The sequence below is a fragment of the Pseudomonas sp. GW821-FHT02C04 genome (genome assembly GCF_059421845.1).
Window position 1 is genome coordinate 568,586 of the sequence record NZ_JBWKVT010000004.1, and the last position, 16,012, is coordinate 584,597.

At 61.3% G+C, this 16,012-nt stretch carries 9 protein-coding genes; 6 read left to right on the plus strand and 3 right to left on the minus strand.

Annotated elements, in window-relative coordinates:
* Positions 1 to 136: 136 nt before the first annotated feature.
* From AC07VV_RS18190 to cbiE, 3 genes are read right to left on the minus strand one after another with little or no spacing between them, the layout of a single operon-like run.
* The gene (locus tag AC07VV_RS18190; RefSeq protein WP_495037007.1) at positions 137 to 856 is read right to left on the minus strand and encodes a cobalt-precorrin-6A reductase; all 720 of its coding nucleotides are present in this window, start codon (positions 854 to 856) and stop codon (positions 137 to 139) included.
* On the minus strand, positions 853 to 1,950 hold the full coding sequence (locus tag AC07VV_RS18195) for a cobalt-precorrin-5B (C(1))-methyltransferase (RefSeq protein WP_495037008.1): 1,098 nt from the start codon (positions 1,948 to 1,950) through the stop codon (positions 853 to 855). Before AC07VV_RS18195 ends, AC07VV_RS18190 begins: the two co-directional genes overlap by 4 nt.
* The gene (gene cbiE, locus AC07VV_RS18200; RefSeq protein ID WP_495037009.1) at positions 1,943 to 3,154 is read right to left on the minus strand and encodes a precorrin-6y C5,15-methyltransferase (decarboxylating) subunit CbiE; all 1,212 of its coding nucleotides are present in this window, start codon (positions 3,152 to 3,154) and stop codon (positions 1,943 to 1,945) included. The genes AC07VV_RS18195 and cbiE overlap by 8 nt, the downstream gene beginning before the upstream one ends.
* A 185-nt stretch (positions 3,155 to 3,339) precedes the next feature.
* On the opposite strand from cbiE, the gene AC07VV_RS18205 reads away from it, so the two are divergent.
* The 6 genes from AC07VV_RS18205 to AC07VV_RS18230 all read left to right on the plus strand — a co-directional run bounded on the left by AC07VV_RS18205 (position 3,340) and on the right by AC07VV_RS18230 (position 15,971).
* Positions 3,340 to 3,990 carry a hypothetical protein gene (locus tag AC07VV_RS18205; protein ID WP_495037010.1) on the plus strand — a complete coding sequence of 217 codons (651 nt, stop codon included), beginning with the start codon at positions 3,340 to 3,342 and terminating at the stop codon, positions 3,988 to 3,990.
* A gap of 57 nt (positions 3,991 to 4,047) precedes the next feature.
* Positions 4,048 to 5,433: a precorrin-3B synthase gene (gene cobG / locus AC07VV_RS18210; RefSeq protein WP_495037011.1), complete on the plus strand. Its 1,386-nt coding sequence runs from the start codon at positions 4,048 to 4,050 to the stop codon at positions 5,431 to 5,433.
* The gene (locus AC07VV_RS18215; protein ID WP_495037012.1) at positions 5,426 to 6,052 is read left to right on the plus strand and encodes a precorrin-8X methylmutase; all 627 of its coding nucleotides are present in this window, start codon (positions 5,426 to 5,428) and stop codon (positions 6,050 to 6,052) included. The genes cobG and AC07VV_RS18215 overlap by 8 nt, the downstream gene beginning before the upstream one ends.
* Entirely contained in the window at positions 6,049 to 6,783 is a 735-nt protein-coding gene (locus AC07VV_RS18220; RefSeq protein WP_372238685.1) for a precorrin-2 C(20)-methyltransferase, read from the plus strand. The genes AC07VV_RS18215 and AC07VV_RS18220 overlap by 4 nt, the downstream gene beginning before the upstream one ends.
* Positions 6,783 to 8,486, plus strand: coding sequence for a precorrin-3B C(17)-methyltransferase (gene cobJ / locus AC07VV_RS18225; protein WP_495037013.1), 1,704 nt, complete (start codon positions 6,783 to 6,785; stop codon positions 8,484 to 8,486). The genes AC07VV_RS18220 and cobJ overlap by 1 nt, the downstream gene beginning before the upstream one ends.
* Before the next feature lie 345 nt (positions 8,487 to 8,831).
* Positions 8,832 to 15,971, plus strand: coding sequence for a TcdA/TcdB pore-forming domain-containing protein (locus AC07VV_RS18230; protein WP_495037014.1), 7,140 nt, complete (start codon positions 8,832 to 8,834; stop codon positions 15,969 to 15,971).
* Positions 15,972 to 16,012 lie beyond the last annotated feature (41 nt).

Here is a 16,012-nt window from a genome sequence, read left to right on the forward strand (position 1 = left end):
GCCGATAAGTAAAAAAGCGTCGTGCGGTTTGGTGTCGCAGCGCACTTTCAAGAGAGTGTAGCGGCTCGAATTTGCATTGCATGGGACTTGCGTCAACAACTGAAGCTATCTCGAGATGAAAAAAACTCCGTCCCGATCAAGGTTTTTCAAGCGCCGAGATGACGTCATCAACCGTCGCAAACTCCCGATCAACCGCCGCCAACCTCGGCCGCTTCAACACCATCACCGGCACCCCAAGCTCCCGCGCCACTTCCAGTTTCGGCTCGGTTGCGGTGCTGCCGCTGTTCTTGCTGATCAGCACGTCGATCTGCCGGCGTTCGAACAGCGCCCGCTCATCCTCCAGCAGAAACGGTCCACGGGCGCCGATGACTTCGCAGCGTTCGTTGCCGGGGTAGACGTCGAGGGCGCGCAGGGTCCAGAACTGGTGTGCCGGGATTTCATCGAGGTGTTGCAGCGGTTCGCGGCCAAGGGTGAACAGCGGGCGGCGGAAGGGTTCGAGGGCGGAGATCAGTTCGGCCCAGTCGGCGACTTCGCGCCAGTCATCGCCCGGCTGTGGTTGCCACGCCGGGCGGCGCAGGGCCCAGCACGGGATGCCGGTGAGTTGTGCAGCGGTGGCGGCGTTCTGACTGATTTGTGCGGCGTACGGATGGGTCGCGTCGAGCAGCAGATCGATGCCTTCATCGCGAATGAACTGCGCCAGACCTTCGGCACCGCCGTAGCCGCCGACGCGCACCTGACACGTCAGATCGGTCGGTACACGGCCTACGCCAGCCAGGCTGTAAATGTGTTCCGGCCCCAACGTGCGCGCGATGGCCAACGCCTCAGTCACGCCGCCCAGCAACAAGATCCGTTTCATGCAAAAGCTCCCGCATGGCCAACAATGCCGCCCTGACGATCAATCGCAAACACTTCGACCTGGACCTGCGCCGGCACCACGCTACGGGCGAATTCCAGGGCATGACGGCAGACCTCATCACCCAGCGCAACGCCCGTCGCACTGGCCATCGCCAACGCCTGCTGACTGGTATTCGCCCCGCGAATGGCTTGCTGCAAGGTGTCGTCGGCGCCAATCGCCGCGGCCCATTCGGCCAGTTGCGGCAGGTCGATGCTCGAATGGCGCGAGTGCAGATCCATGTGTCCGGCCGCCAGTTTGCTGATCTTGCCGAAGCCGCCGCACAGGCTGAGTTTATCCACAGGCACTTTGCGCAGGTGCTTGAGTACCGCGCCGACGAAGTCGCCCATTTCGATCAGGGCGATTTCCGGCAGGTCGTAGACCCGGCGCATGGTGTCTTCGCTGGCGTTGCCGGTGCACGCGGCGATGTGCAGGTAGCCGTTGGTTTTCGCCACGTCGATGCCTTGATGGATCGAAGCGATATACGCCGCGCAGGAAAACGGCCGGACGATGCCGCTGGTGCCGAGGATCGACAGCCCGCCGAGAATGCCCAGGCGCGGGTTCATGGTTTTCAGCGCCAGGGCTTCGCCGCCCTCGACGTTGACCGTCACCTCGAAGCCGCCGCGATAGCCGGTTTCTTCGGCGAGCAATGTCAGGTGATCGCTGATCATCTTGCGCGGCACCGGATTGATCGCCGGTTCACCGACCCCCAGCACCAAACCCGGACGGGTCACAGTGCCGACGCCTTTACCGGCGATGAAGCGAATTCCCGGAACGCCATTCAGCCGCACCCGCGAATAGAGCAGGGCGCCGTGAGTCACGTCCGGGTCGTCGCCGGCATCTTTGATCGTTCCCGCTTCGGCGCCGTCATCGGTCAGCCGGCAGAACTCCAGGCGCATCTGCACCTGCTTGCCCTTGGGCAACACAATCTGCACGGCATCAGCCGCCACTCCGCCGAGCAGCAGGCGCGCGGCGGCGAGGCTGGTGGCCGTGGCGCAACTGCCGGTGGTCAGGCCGCTGCGCAGGGGCGCGGGTTGTTCGGCGGTTTCGTCACGCATCGAGGGGTTTGACCAGATCGAGCAGGGTGATCGGCAAGGCCTGACGCCAAGTGTCGAACTCGCCCAGGGGCTGCGCCTGGGCGATGTGGATGCGGGTCAACTCGCCGCCATGGCGTTCGCGCCAACTCATCAAGGTCATTTCGCTTTGCAGGGTCACGGCGTTGGCGACCAGTCGGCCGCCAGGTTTAAGCTGTTCCCAGCAGGTGTCGAGCACGCCTTCGCGGGTCACGCCGCCGCCGATGAAAATCGCGTCCGGGCGTTCCAGCCCGACGAGGGCCTGTGGTGCGCTGCCGCGAATCAGTTGCAGGCCGGGAACTCCCAGCGCATCGCGGTTGTGTTCGATCAGTTGCTGGCGACCGTCATCGGCCTCAATGGCGAGGGCGCGGCAACCCGGGTGAGCGCGCATCCATTCGATGCCGATCGAACCGCTGCCGGCGCCGACGTCCCACAGCAGTTCGCCCGGCGTCGGGGCGAGGCGGGCGAGGGTGATCGCGCGAACGTCGCGCTTGGTCAGTTGACCGTCATGTTTGAAGGCTGAATCCGGCAGGCCGGCGAGGCGTGACAGGCGCGGTGTCTGCGGATCGGCGAGGCACTCTAGGGCGATCACGTTGAGGTCGGCAATGAGCGGATCGTTCCAGTCGTTGGCGGTGCCGTCGATCCGGCGTTCGGCGCTGCCGCCCAGATGCTCCAGAACGCTCAGGCGACTGGCACCGAATCCACGCTCGCGCAGTAATTGGGCAACAGCAGCCGGGCTTTGACCGTCATTGCTCAGCAGCAACAGGCGCACGCCGCAGGACAACTGACCATTGAGAGCCGCAAGCGGGCGAGCCACCAGCGACAGCACGCTGACGTCCTGCAACGGCCAGCCCAGTCGGGCGGCCGCCAGTGAGCAGGAGGACGGCGCTGGCAGAACCAGCATCTCGGCGCCCGAGACCTGCCGCGCCAGGCTCGCGCCAACGCCGTAGAACATCGGATCACCGCTGGCCAGCACGCACACCGCTTCGCCGCGACGCTCGAGAACCGGGGCCAGTGAAAACGGACTCGGCCACAACTGGCGCTCGCCACGGATGCACACCGGCAACAGATCCAGCTGACGCTGACCGCCGATGATCCGCGAGGCGCCCATCAGGGCGCGCCGGGCATTCTTGCCCAGGCCCTTGAAGCCGTCTTCACCGATTCCCACTACCGTCAGCCAGGCCGTCATGCTGTTCCTCAATTCGTGTTCGCGTATCAGGGCGGCATGATAGCGCGGCGGCCGTTGTCTCGCGCTGGTCTGTTGTCGGTCACGGAAACTTCCCGTTGCTGTAAGGCGGTTGTCGGATTCGACATGCCTGATAGGGTTCGGATGAACTGGAACCAAAGCCAGGATTGGCGGGAAGACATAGGGATATGAATGTGAAAACAGGAACGCTCGCTCATCATGCGACGCTGGTGGGGGATATTTTACTGACAGGCCTGCTGGGCCAGTCGAAAGATGATTACAACTTTGCGTTGAACTGTACGTATCTGGCCAAGAAACAGGCAGATAGTACGTACAACAGCGAAACGCAACCGGGGCGCTGGATCGATTACTACGCGGATGTCCTGTGGTCACACGGCTGGAATCGTGACCAGCCTGCGGTGGAGTATGTGCAGCCGCAGTTCGCGGGAAGCGTGAAGCAGGCATGGATGAGCGTGGCCAATTTTTTGCTCACGCGTGAACAGGTCGCCGGCGTGGATGTCGGGCTTGCGACACTTGAGCAACGAGTCGATCTGCTGGAAAAGACCAAGGGTATCAGCGGCAAGGCATTCGACTTGAAGATAGTGCCGGTCAGTTATAACGCCGCCGGGGATTTGGAACTTGTGATAACGCACGTCAGGTTCATTAAGTTGAGCCTGAATACTCGCTACTTGTTCTGGGATATATCACAAGCCATGAGCCAGCTGGATATCAGGGCGCGACGGGTGGTGATCAGTCCTCGAGTCATGGAGGCCCGACGGACCCGTGTCGAAAAAGCGATCGAAAACATGTCGTTCAATTTCGAGGATTACGAACTGTAAATCCGTTCGGCAGAGAAATTCCCCAAACTTCATGGAATCCGACCGGCAGGCATTTTCATGCCCTCGGGCAAAGCAGGCATAATGGCGACCTTTCGCCCATCCTGGCGCTGCCCGTCAGCCGGTCATCCTTTGAACGAACGTCCTCTATCCAATGCCTTACGCCCCTCGGCTTGCCCGGGGTTGCTGCGTATCGTCCAGGCGCTGGATGGCGGTATCTGCCGGATCAAACTCGATGGTGGTTCGATTGCGGCCGATCAGGCCGATGCGGTGGCCAATGCCGCCGAGCGGTTTGCCGGCGGGGCGATCGAGGCGACCAACCGGGGCAATCTGCAGATTCGTGGCATCGGCGACCAGTCCGCCGCGTTGATCGACAGCCTGCTGGCCGCCGGACTCGGGCCGCGAACCGCAGCAGGCGACGATGTGCGCAACCTGATGCTCAGCCCGGCCGCCGGCATCGACCGGCAGATGCGCTTCGATACCCGACCATTGGCCGGGCAGATCCTCGAGACCCTGCAAAGCCATCCGCGTTTCCATGAGCTGAGCGCCAAGTTCGCCGTGCAACTGGATGGCGGTGAAGCGCTGGCGATGCTCGAACATCCCCACGATCTGTGGTTGTCGGCATTCAAAGATCGCGGCAATGCATTGTTGGCCTTCGGCCTGGCGGGTTGCCCGAAGGATCGACCATTGGCCGCCGTGGCGCTTGCGGATGGACATGCGCTGGTGGTGGCGGTGCTGGAACTGTTCCTCGAACTGGCCCGGCCGGAGCAGACGAGGATGCGTCATCTGCTGGATGAATGCCCTGCACCGGTGTTCCTGAAAAAACTCGGTCAGCGTATCAGCCTGCAAAGCGTCGGCGACTGGCAACGTGAAGCCGCGTCGGAAGGTTTGCACATCGGCATTCATCCTCAGCAGTCGGCCGGCCAGGTGTATGTCGGTGCAGCACCGCCGCTCGGTCGTCTCGATCCAGACATGCTGCGAGGCGCCGCGCAACTGGCCAGAACTTTTGGCGACGGCAGCCTCCGTTTCACACCATGGCAAAGTCTGTTGCTGCCCAATGTGCGGGACGCGGATGCGGCACAGACCCTCGAGGCGCTGGGCAAGCTGAACCTGCTGACCCGGACCGAAGATCCGCTGTCACACCTGATCGCCTGCACCGGTTCCAACGGTTGCGGCAAAGGCCTGGCCGACACCAAACACGATGCCCGCCTGCTGGCTACGCTGTTGCCACACGCCGTGGATGTGCACCTGTCCGGCTGCTCGCGTTCCTGCGCCGCCGCACATCGGGCTGCCATGACTCTGCTGGCGGTCGGCCCCGGTCACTACGATCTCTATTTTCGCGATGCAGCTCTGCCGGGTTTCGGCGCGCTGCACGCTCACAACCTTACTATCGAAGCGGCCGCGACCCTGCTCGCCGCCCGCTCACGGAGCCCCCTTGATGCTTGATTACATCCGCGACGGTCAGGAGATCTATCGCAACTCCTTCGCGATCATTCGCCGCGAGGCCAACCTCTCGCGCATCCCGGCCGACCTGGAAAAACTCGCGGTGCGGGTGATCCACGCCTGCGGCATGGTCGAGGCCATCGACGGGCTGCAATTCTCCGAAGGCGCGGGCAAGGCCGGGCGCGATGCGCTGGCCGCTGGCGCGCCGATCCTTTGCGATGCGCGGATGGTTTCCGAAGGCGTGACCCGTGCGCGCCTGCCGGCCAACAACGAGGTGATCTGCACCCTGCGCGATGAGAGCGTGCCGGAGCTGGCGCGCGAGCTGGGCAACACTCGCTCGGCAGCGGCGCTGGAACTGTGGCGTCCGCATCTGGAAGGCAGCGTGGTGGTGATCGGCAACGCGCCGACCGCGCTGTTCTATCTGCTGGAAATGCTCGACGCCGGCGCTCCGAAACCGGCGCTGATCCTTGGCTTCCCGGTGGGCTTCGTCGGTGCTGCCGAATCCAAGGCCGAACTGGCCGCCAACAGCCGTGGCGTGCCGTTCGTGATCATGCAGGGCCGCCTCGGCGGGAGCGCCATGGCCGCCGCTGCGGTCAATGCCCTCGCCACGGAGATCGAATGATGCAGGCTAAAGGACGTTTGATTGGCCTGGGCGTTGGCCCCGGTGATCCGGAACTGATTACCGTCAAGGCCCTGCGCCTGCTGCGCGAATCGCCGGTGGTGGCGTATTTCGTGGCCAAGGGCAAGAAGGGCAACGCGTTCGGCATCATCGAAGCGCACCTGCAGGACGCGCAGAATCTGCTGCCGCTGGTGTACCCGGTGACCACCGAAGTGCTGCCGGCGCCGCTGTCCTACGAACAGGTGATCAGCGATTTCTACGATGACGCGGCAGAGGAAGTGGCCGCGCATCTGGATGCCGGTCGCGACGTGGCGGTGATCTGCGAGGGCGATCCGTTCTTCTACGGCTCCTACATGTACCTGCACGATCGCCTCGCCAGCCGTTACGAAGCCGAAGTGGTGCCGGGCGTCTGCTCGATGCTCGGTGGCGCGTCGGTGCTGGGCGCACCGCTGGTGTATCGCAATCAGAGCCTGTCGGTGCTGTCCGGCGTGTTGCCACATGACGAGCTCAAGCGCCGTCTGGCCGATGCCGACGCGGCGGTGATCATGAAGCTGGGGCGCAATTTCCCGAAAGTGCGCGACGTGTTGGCAGAGCTGGGTCTGGCCGAGCGTGCGCTGTACGTCGAGCGCGCGACCATGGCCAACCAGAAGATCGTGCCGCTGGATGAGGTCGAGCCGATGTCGTCGCCGTACTTCTCGCTGATCATTGTTCCCGGCGAACGGTGGCAAGGCTGATGACGCATTCCACACCGGCCATCGTCATTCTCGGCCAGGGCGCGCTGGCCACGGCCCGTTGCCTTCAACAGGTCTATCCGGCTTCAAAGATTCACGGTCTCGAAGGACGTGTCGAAGGCGCCGACCTGACTTACAGCGAGTTCGGCGTGACGCTGCGCGAGTTGTATCAACAGGACACGCCGATCATTGCCCTGTGCGCGGCGGGCATCGTCATTCGCACCTTGGCGCCGCTGTTGCTGGAGAAAGGCGTCGAGCCGCCGGTGCTCGCCGTGGCTGAAGATGGCAGCGCTGTGGTGCCATTGCTCGGCGGTCTGGGCGGGGTGAATGTCATGGCCCGTGAGATGGCGGTTGCACTTGAAGTGGCAGCGGCGATCACCACCAGCGGCGAATTGCGTTTCGGCACCTGTCTGCTCAATCCGCCCGGCGGTTACGCGCTCGGCGATCTGGAGCAGGGCAAACGCTTCGTGTCCGATCTGCTCGCCGGCCACAGCGTGCGCATCGACGGTGCTGCACCGTGGCTTGAGCAGGCGCAGTTGCCGGAAGATCCACAGGCACAACGCTCGATTCATGTGGGCAGCGATGCCCGCGTGGCGAGCGCCAGTGAGTTGCTGATTTATCCGCGCAGCGTGGCGGTGGCGGTTGGTGCCGATGTGGCCGACCTGCCGGATGCGATTCGCGATGCATTGCAGCAGGCCGGTGTGGCGATTCAATCGCTGGCCTGTCTGGTGGCGGCGGATGTTCAGATGGCCAGCCCGGCGTTGCGTGAAGCTGCGCTTGAATTGGCGGTGCCGCTACGCTTTGTTGCGCCAGCGAGTGACATCGCGGAGCTGGCAAGCCATGCCGTCCCTGACGCTCGAATCATCACAACATCCCACGATATTGCCATCGCCGTGGCCGAACAGCCGCTGGATGTTTCGCAGGTCGGTCGTCCGCGCGGACGTCTGGCCGTCATCGGTCTCGGGCCGGGTGCCGCCGAGTTGATGGTGCCAGCGGTGAAAGCAGAACTGGCTCGGGCTACCGATGTGCTGGGTTACGAAACCTACGTGCGCATGGCCGGCCCGTTCCGCGACGATCAGGTGCAACATTGCACCGACAACCGCGAAGAAATGCAGCGCGCTCGCCATGCCTTCAGACTGGCCGCTCAGGGCCGTTCGGTGATTGTGGTTTCGTCCGGCGATCCGGGCGTGTTCGCCATGGCGGCGGCGGTGCTTGAGGCGTTGCACGAGTCGACAGATCCGGCGTGGCACAGCGTCGATCTGGAAATCCTGCCGGGTGTGTCCGCGTCACTCGCTACCGCCGCTCAGGCCGGTGCGCCGCTGGGGCACGATTTCTGCGTGATGTCGCTGTCGGACAACCTCAAGCCGTGGTCGATCATCGAGAAGCGTCTGGATCTCGCTGCAGAAGCGGATCTGGCATTGGCGTTCTACAACCCGATCTCCCGTGCCCGTCCGTGGCAATTGGGGCGAGCGCTGGAAATCGTTGCGCAACATCGCACACCGCAAACGCCAGTAGTGCTGGGCCGTGATATCGGCCGGCCGGGGCAGACACTGCGAGTGACGACGTTGGGCGCACTGACACCAGATCAGGTCGACATGCGCACGATGGTGCTGATCGGTTCGTCCACCACCTGCACTTTCCCTCGCACCGAGGGCGGGGAGTGGGTGTATACGCCGCGCTGGTATGGGGAAAGACCGGTCAGTTGATAACGGTGTAGTTGGAAATTGTTGCAAACACTTATGGATCTAAGTGACAAGGCCGCGAACGGAAGTTTCGCGGCCTTTCTTTTTTGTGCGGGTAAGTTATGCGAGTTTGTATTTGATTAAAGTAAGAAATGTTGAGTTGGTGTTGTTGGATGTTTCTGTTGACATTGTTTGAATGGCTTTGCTTTTGTCTTTGGAGATGCGTTGTACTAGTTTTGCTTGAAAGTTTTTATCTCTCGAATTGTTCACTGTTTCGGTTTGCCAAAAAGGCGTTGTTCTTTTCGGTTGAGTACAGCTGTGCGCACTTTGTTGTGCGTATGTTATCGAGTGTTTCAAGGAAGGTGGTTTATGCAAGATATGAAGATAAAGACGGTTGATGGCAAGCACTTGAGTTTTACCAAACTGTTTAAGCTGGCGGAGCTTGAACAGGCACTCTTGCCCTACAAGAATACTCGTCAATATGACGCGGTTATCCGTTACTACTTCGCCTGCATCGGTTTGCTCGACTCACCCCGGTTACAGCATCCGCTGGCGCTGTTCAGGCAGGCGCTGGGAGAGTTGGGGCAGCGTCGTGTACGCCGCGATGTGGAGCAGGATCCCGCGCCGAGCCCCGATCAAGAGGCGTCACCCGGTCTGACGCAAATCCTTGGAAGAGTGGATGACTTCGACGCGCGACTGCAATACGGCATAGAACTGATGAAGGTTTCGGCGACGCAGGTGCCGAAGATACTGCACTTCGTCTGGGTCGGAGGTGGCGTCGGGGATATACAGCGTGATTACATCAACCTGTGGAAGCAGGTGCTGACTGGACACGATTACACAATCAATCTCTGGTACGACAGCGATGCGTTACTGGCCCATAAAACCAACCGTTTGATTATCGAGGCCGCCAAGGCAGATGCAATGTTGCAGGGTGGAACCGAAAGTACGTCTGAGCGGGTATTGGGCGAATCGTATGTCGCCCGCGCCATTGTTCTGAAACAGCAGATGTACGATTACATCAATGATGCAACCGCAGGAGGCGAATCGGCCGATGACGCGAGAGTTCAGTTACTGGCTCGTGCTTATGGACAAGACGCAGGGGATTTACGTGAGCTGAAGAACCGAAATCGTGAAAGCGTAACGGGCTTGGTTGACAGAGGTTTGCGACTGCGCGACCTGGCAAGTACGGAAACACCTTTGCAGTTGCGAGACATCTACGAGCGCGAAATGTGTCTGCGTGGCAACTTCGCCGCAGCGTCGGACATTGTCAGAGTGGAAGCGTTGTATCCGGAAGGCGGCAGTTATTCCGATGTCGATAACTTGCCTCCGTTACTGCAAGAGATCGGTGGTGTCGACATTAGCGGCTTCGACAGCGGAGCACGACTGGGCGTGTTGCAGTTGCTGCTGGATCACAACCCCCACTGGATGCCTGGCCGTGAAGCTCTGCGCAGTCGATACACCGATTACACGGTGCGAATTCCTGAACAGCATCGTCCAGAACTGCAAGCTTTCGCCAGTAGCCAGCCAGACCTCAATCAAGTGTTCCAGCCTCCCCGGGATCTTCTCGCCCGACCTTACACCTTAAGGGCCGTGGCAGAGGGTTCCACGATCAGTAACGCCTTCATGTTGGCCCATCCCGGTTCGACAGTCATCGAGTCCGTGTTTGATCGCTTCCGGTTCAATTATCGGTTGGTTGAAGACACTGCCCGGCTGGCTGCTCAGAGAGGTGTCAGACTTGAAGATTCTGAGGCGATGTCTTCACTGGCGAACGAGGTTCTGGAAAAAGCCTACGGGCCTCTCATTGACTTACCAGGGGAGGAGTCGATTTTCGCTGCCTATCTTGCAGACGCCGCCGCCAATTACTACAACGACGGCATCCGTCCGCAAGGTGAGGGGACGATCTATTTGACCGGCCCGGTCGGCATCAAGGACGGTACAAGCGATTTCGAAAAGGCTCGGTTAACGTCTCGCGGCGCAGAAGCCTCCCGTGCGGAGATGGCAATGGATCCCCTGGCGACAGTCAATCGCACAACCGAAGAGGAGCAGGATCACTCCTGGAAAGACAATGAAACCGACTTTGACAAGTGGGTGGAAACCGAGAAGCAGAACTGGCGCGATGGCCAATACAAGGCCCGCTACGCCGGGAACATCGCTGAGTTGTTGAAGCAGACGACCGTCGAGTTCGAACTCGGCTGGCCACGGGTCGAAGGACGCCATGTCCTGAATACCGAGTTGTTGCAGCGCATGGGCGAGCGCCTCGGTGAACCGTTTACCAAGGCGATGATGAGTGGCCACGATGGCAAGGTTGTGTTCGCTGAAAGATTGCCGCTGAGCTTCGATGATCGTCAGGCCATCCGCAATCAGGACACTCGCCTGCGGCCACCGGCATTCCCGAAAAGTCCGATCGCCCAGAATCTCGCGCTGGATGAACTGTTGATCGGTCTGGGCGCCGGCTCCTGGCAACTTGCGCAGCTCAACCCGTTGCAGCGTTTGACGCTTGGGGCGTTGGTGGGCATCGAGTCACTGGACAGTCAGAGCTTTTCCGCCCTGAGCGGTGCGCTGGACAATCTGATCAACAGCGTCAGCGAGCGTGGGACGTCCGGGCGTTACGCAGTGATCGAGCAGCATCTCTATCAGCGTCGGGCGCCCGCGTTCCAGGCAGGGATGGCGAGTGTCGAGGATGGCTTGCCGGCGAACTCGGTCAGCGCACTGAGCCTGAAGAAAAACGCGCTGGCCAACGCCGTGACGCTGTTTGACTGGGGGCGTCAGGTGGCGCAGATCCAGCGACTCGCGACGCGGGAACACCGTGAAAAGGTACAGGAACGGGTGGAGCAAGTGCTGAACCAGTTCGAGGCCGGAACCGCCAAACTGGTGCCTCAAGATCTTTTGATGCATGGACCAGGTGACACGGCTGGCGGCCGTTGCTTTCCGCTGGTGCTGGCGATGAGTGCCGCCCTCACGCAGGGCGAGGTAGCGACCCGACAATTGCGCGAGCGGTTTTTCCTGACGGTACTTGAACCGGGGCAATCGGACTCGACGGCGTTTCTGGGGGCACTGGAGGAAATGCGTGGCATGAACGCCGCAGAGGTCGGCACCCCGCTGGGGCGGGTCGATCTGGACACGGTGGTCGCGACCCTCGAGGCGTCCGCCGGCCCCCGAACCCTGATGCTCAATTCAGACAACCACTCGATGCTGGTGGCCCGGACGGTGAGTGGGGTGTCAGACGCTTACCACTTTTATGATCCGAACTTCGGCCTGTTCGAATTCGACAGTCCCGCGACCTTCAAAATGGCCCTGAAGCAATTCTTCAAGGACACGGACATGGCCCGACACTACGCCGTGTATGGCAAGCCTGGCAGGCCGCAGTTCGATCTGATCGATGTCCAGGGGGAGCAGGTTGCCGGTCTGGAGCTGTCGAGCGGCTTCAAGGTGGCTCAGTTGCTCAAGGATGAACCACTGCCGGGCAAACCGTTCAGGCCCATTCGCCAGAGGGTGAACAGTGCTCACGGCCAGTCGCTGATGGCGAATTCTCGCCTGGGCAGTGCGCTGCTGTCTTCAGACAATCACTGGTGGGCGGAGCAGATCGCTGAGGCGACTTCGCGCTTGCAGGAGGGCCATGATTCGGTCACTCCATTGGTGCCGTTGTTCGATTCGCTGGAGGTGACGCCCGAGGGCGGCTATCGGGTGAACATGATCGATCCGCAGAGTGGCGAGTCGGTGGCCATGGTCACCAGCCGGGATGATCGCCTGTTGCGAATCAGGAGCTACCTGACTGATCTGTTCTCGACCCTGGGGCGCAAACGTGCGACCGGCGCTGTGGTGGACCCGACCGAGGTAGCGGCAGTGCACACACTCAATGCCGGGTTTGCGGTGCAGGCTCTGATGAACGCATTGCGCGGACGTGAAGGCGAAGATCGCACCATGACCACTGCGGTCCAATGGCATGCCTACGTCAACTACGCACAACTGGTGCATGGCAACGTCGTCGATGTGGCAGGGCTGATCAGTCTGGTGCAAGCCGCGTTGCGCGATGAAAAACTGATTGCCCGCACCAGTGCGAAGGTGGTCGGCGAAGCACTCGAGCCATTGACCGGCAGAACCCTCGGCGCAGTGGCCGGGCATGTCGCCAACGAGGGCGTAGGTGCCGTGCTGGGTCTGGCCAATGTCGGCTTCGATATCTATCAGTTGGCGAATGCCCGTAACGATGTCGAGATCGCGACGTACGCCACTCAACTGACATTCGACGCCAGCAGTCTGGTCCTCACCGGGGCGGGACTTGGTGCAGCGCTCGCTGGCGCGGGTACGGCGGCTGCGGTGCTGGGTGGCGCCGGGGTGATTCTGGGTGGCCTGGCGGTTGGCGTAGCTGCACTGGCGCAGAACTTCGCAACCATCGCAGAAGAAGCGAAAGCGGTCGGGCTGTTTTTCGCGGAGCTGGAGCAGGCGCATCACGATGCCGGGTATCGCTACAGCGGCGAGCAGGGTGCCTGGTTACCGCGACCGGCGCTGATCATCAACGGTCTGGATCTGGGCGCCGGTAAACTGTTGCTCGACAGCACTCGTCTGTATCCGCAGCGCGATCATTTCGGTGTACCGGAATTCGAGGTCGACTATTCACGCGCCATCAACCTGAGCAAGGAGCTGGGCTACCCCGCCGAGATGAAGTTCTCGCCACCGGCCGAGCAAGCCATTGTCCTGCCGTGTACGCCGATCACCTGCTACCGCTACGAGTACCAGATCCTGCCGTTTGCATCGCAGCGCCACGACAAGGGCTTCGACATCGCCCGGCGTCTGGAGAAGAAAAAAGCAGACGGTCAGTGGCTGTTCCTGTTTTCGTTCTACTCGTTTCCCAGCCACTACATCCTCTATCGGATGTACCCCGATTATCGGCCGACCGAGATCAACGTCACGCTCGATGCGCAGGCACGCAAACTGGTGGTGCCGGTCATCCCCAAGCCTTGGCACGAGCAGATCAGCTATCGGATTCAGGGCGGTGGAGGCACATGCACACTCGTGCTCAACCCCGGCGTCAACGTCGGACTGACGTCAGTAGGCAAACAAAAGGACCGCTGGATCATTGTCGCGCCGTGGGCCGTCGAGACGGACATCGTGTTCGGCAGCAACGGGCAATTCAGTATCAAAGGCTGCGAATTCAAGGTAACGGCTGACATAGCGCCGGAAATTTCCCTGCTGATCGAAAATGGCCGGCTCTTCCGGATTGCCGGCGACAAACGGCTTGAGCTGGATCTTCTGGAAGAACAGGCGCCCAAAGGGCTGGACAGCCAGATCCTGCAGGATCATCTGCAAGACCTGGCGCGAGCCCATCGATTGGCGCTGCGCTACACGCCGATCCACGACTATCTGATTCCGTTCGAAAACATCAAGGCACCGCGTTACACCAATGGCTGGTACGACGCCGCGCAGGACCGGATTTTCTACATCCGCAACGACGAGGTGTTCGACGATGAGGGCCTGTTATCGATGGTGGTCGGCGGTTCGGCGTTTTTCCACGATCCGCTCGGTTACGAGGTCTGCCAGGTCGATGCCGGCACGGGGCTGCTCAGTCATCGCTATCGTTTGATGTTCCGTCGCACTGGCGTCAGCACGATCCGCAGTGTCGAAGCCGATACTCAGGGCGTCGTGCATGTGGTGCAAGAGTATGCCTTTGAAAACGGCACGTTTGAGCGCCTCAATTACCTGATTCACGAAGGCTTGCTGTGGCTGAGTTCGGTTACCCGCGGACTTGAGCCGACCTTGGAGTCGCTGCTCGATGACAGCACTCCCTTGGCCGGCTGGGCTCCGATACTGGGCGAGTGGGTGATGCCCAAACCGGTCCACGATGACAAGGGTTATGCCACGGTCGACTGGCAGTTCGCGCCTTACGTTTCGATCTGCTGGAAGATCGAAGAGAACGCCCGGGACATGGCTTGGGTTCGCTCCCGCGACAACTTGATCGTGCGCCCAGTACCGCGCCGTCACCATGCACGCGGCTGGCCCGACTCGGTCCAGAACCTGAACGAGTTGATGCTGCTGACGCTGGCTGATGACGGCGACGTGTTTGTCATCTACGACCGCCAGCTTCAGAACCTGTGCCGGGTGCAGCGCACAGTGGAGGAAGGGCAGGGCCAATGGTCGCACCGCTGGGTGCAACCCGGGGGCCTGAAACAGGTGACTACCGAGCACAAGGGTTATCAGGCGCGGACCGAGGACGGGTTGTCGTTCGAGATCGGTACCGACGGCGAAGTGCGCTTTGCGGGTCTGGCCGAACCATGGCTCAAGGGACGAGGGCAATGGTGGCTGGCGCTCGAAGCGGTGGCGCGGCAATACACCGTTGAACAGTTCCCGATTGTCGGCATTGCCAACGCCGCGGGCGATGCACGCTTGCACGCCTGGTACGTGGGTGAGCGCCTGCTGCTGTGTGAGGCGCAACAGACGCAGCTCCGACTGCTCGGCATGACGCCGGATAATCAATCGTCATGGCTGTTCGAACCCGAAAGCGGCGAGGTCTGGCGCCAGACCTTTATCGATAAAGAGCAACTTGACCAGGCGTTCGGAAAAGGCACGCAATTGTTACAGGCCTCGTTGCTGCCCAAACCCGAACGACAGTGGACTGCCTGGCGTTTTGCCGATGTGCGGATCGACGGTGCCGGTCTTGTGGGCACGACGCGGGAGGGGGTGGTGCTGCAACTGGAACATCAGGTACCCCCGTTGATCACCGGCGTGCAGCATGATTGGCTGGAGGCCCATGGCGACAATCTGATCGGCAACTTGCAGGCCTTGCTGGCGAACGAGGTGCATCGTCCGTTCATTTCGATCGCTGCGCAGGACGCCAGTGTTCAGTGGTACATCGCCGACAGCGCACGGCTGATCCAGATCCCCGCTGCCAATTTGCCGGAGGATTTCGAGCTGCTCGGAACCCGGCGAAATACCGATGTCCTGCTACATAAGCCGCAGGAGCGGGTCGTTCAGGGCTACCCGAGTTTGCGTCAGATCAAGCCGCTGGATTATGTCCAGCGCACGGGTGAGGTACTGGTGCTTGAAGGGCGGGTGGATGCCTACGATCTGCAGCCGCTGGTGCCGGACGATGTGCGTACGCTGGTTTTGCGGGTGGGGCGTGGTTCGATGAAATGGCACGTGACCGAGGCACTCATGCGCAAGCTCGATTCGCTGGTGGTGGATTGCCGCTATCCGTTGGGTGGCCGTCCACTGGTCATGAGCCGCTTGCTTTTGACCATGACAGATCCGCACAAGCTCGAAGTGGGGATGGTCGAGGAGCATCTGGTGCTGATCGATCCCGACAGTGAGCACTGTGTGCTGGTGCGCAATGCGGATGCGCCTGATCCGGCGCTGCATGGTGATGCCATGCTTGAGGTCAAGGGCCTGCGTCCGTGCCAGGTGTCGACCCTGGTGCGCTGGCTGAAGGCGCGCAAGGACGGAACCGATAGCGTGACGTTGAAAGCCTTGATCGATCAGGCAAGCGCGAAGAAAACCGTCGAGTCTGCCGGTTGAGGGATTAGGGGCACTGACGAAAAAAGACCGCCGACGTTTCC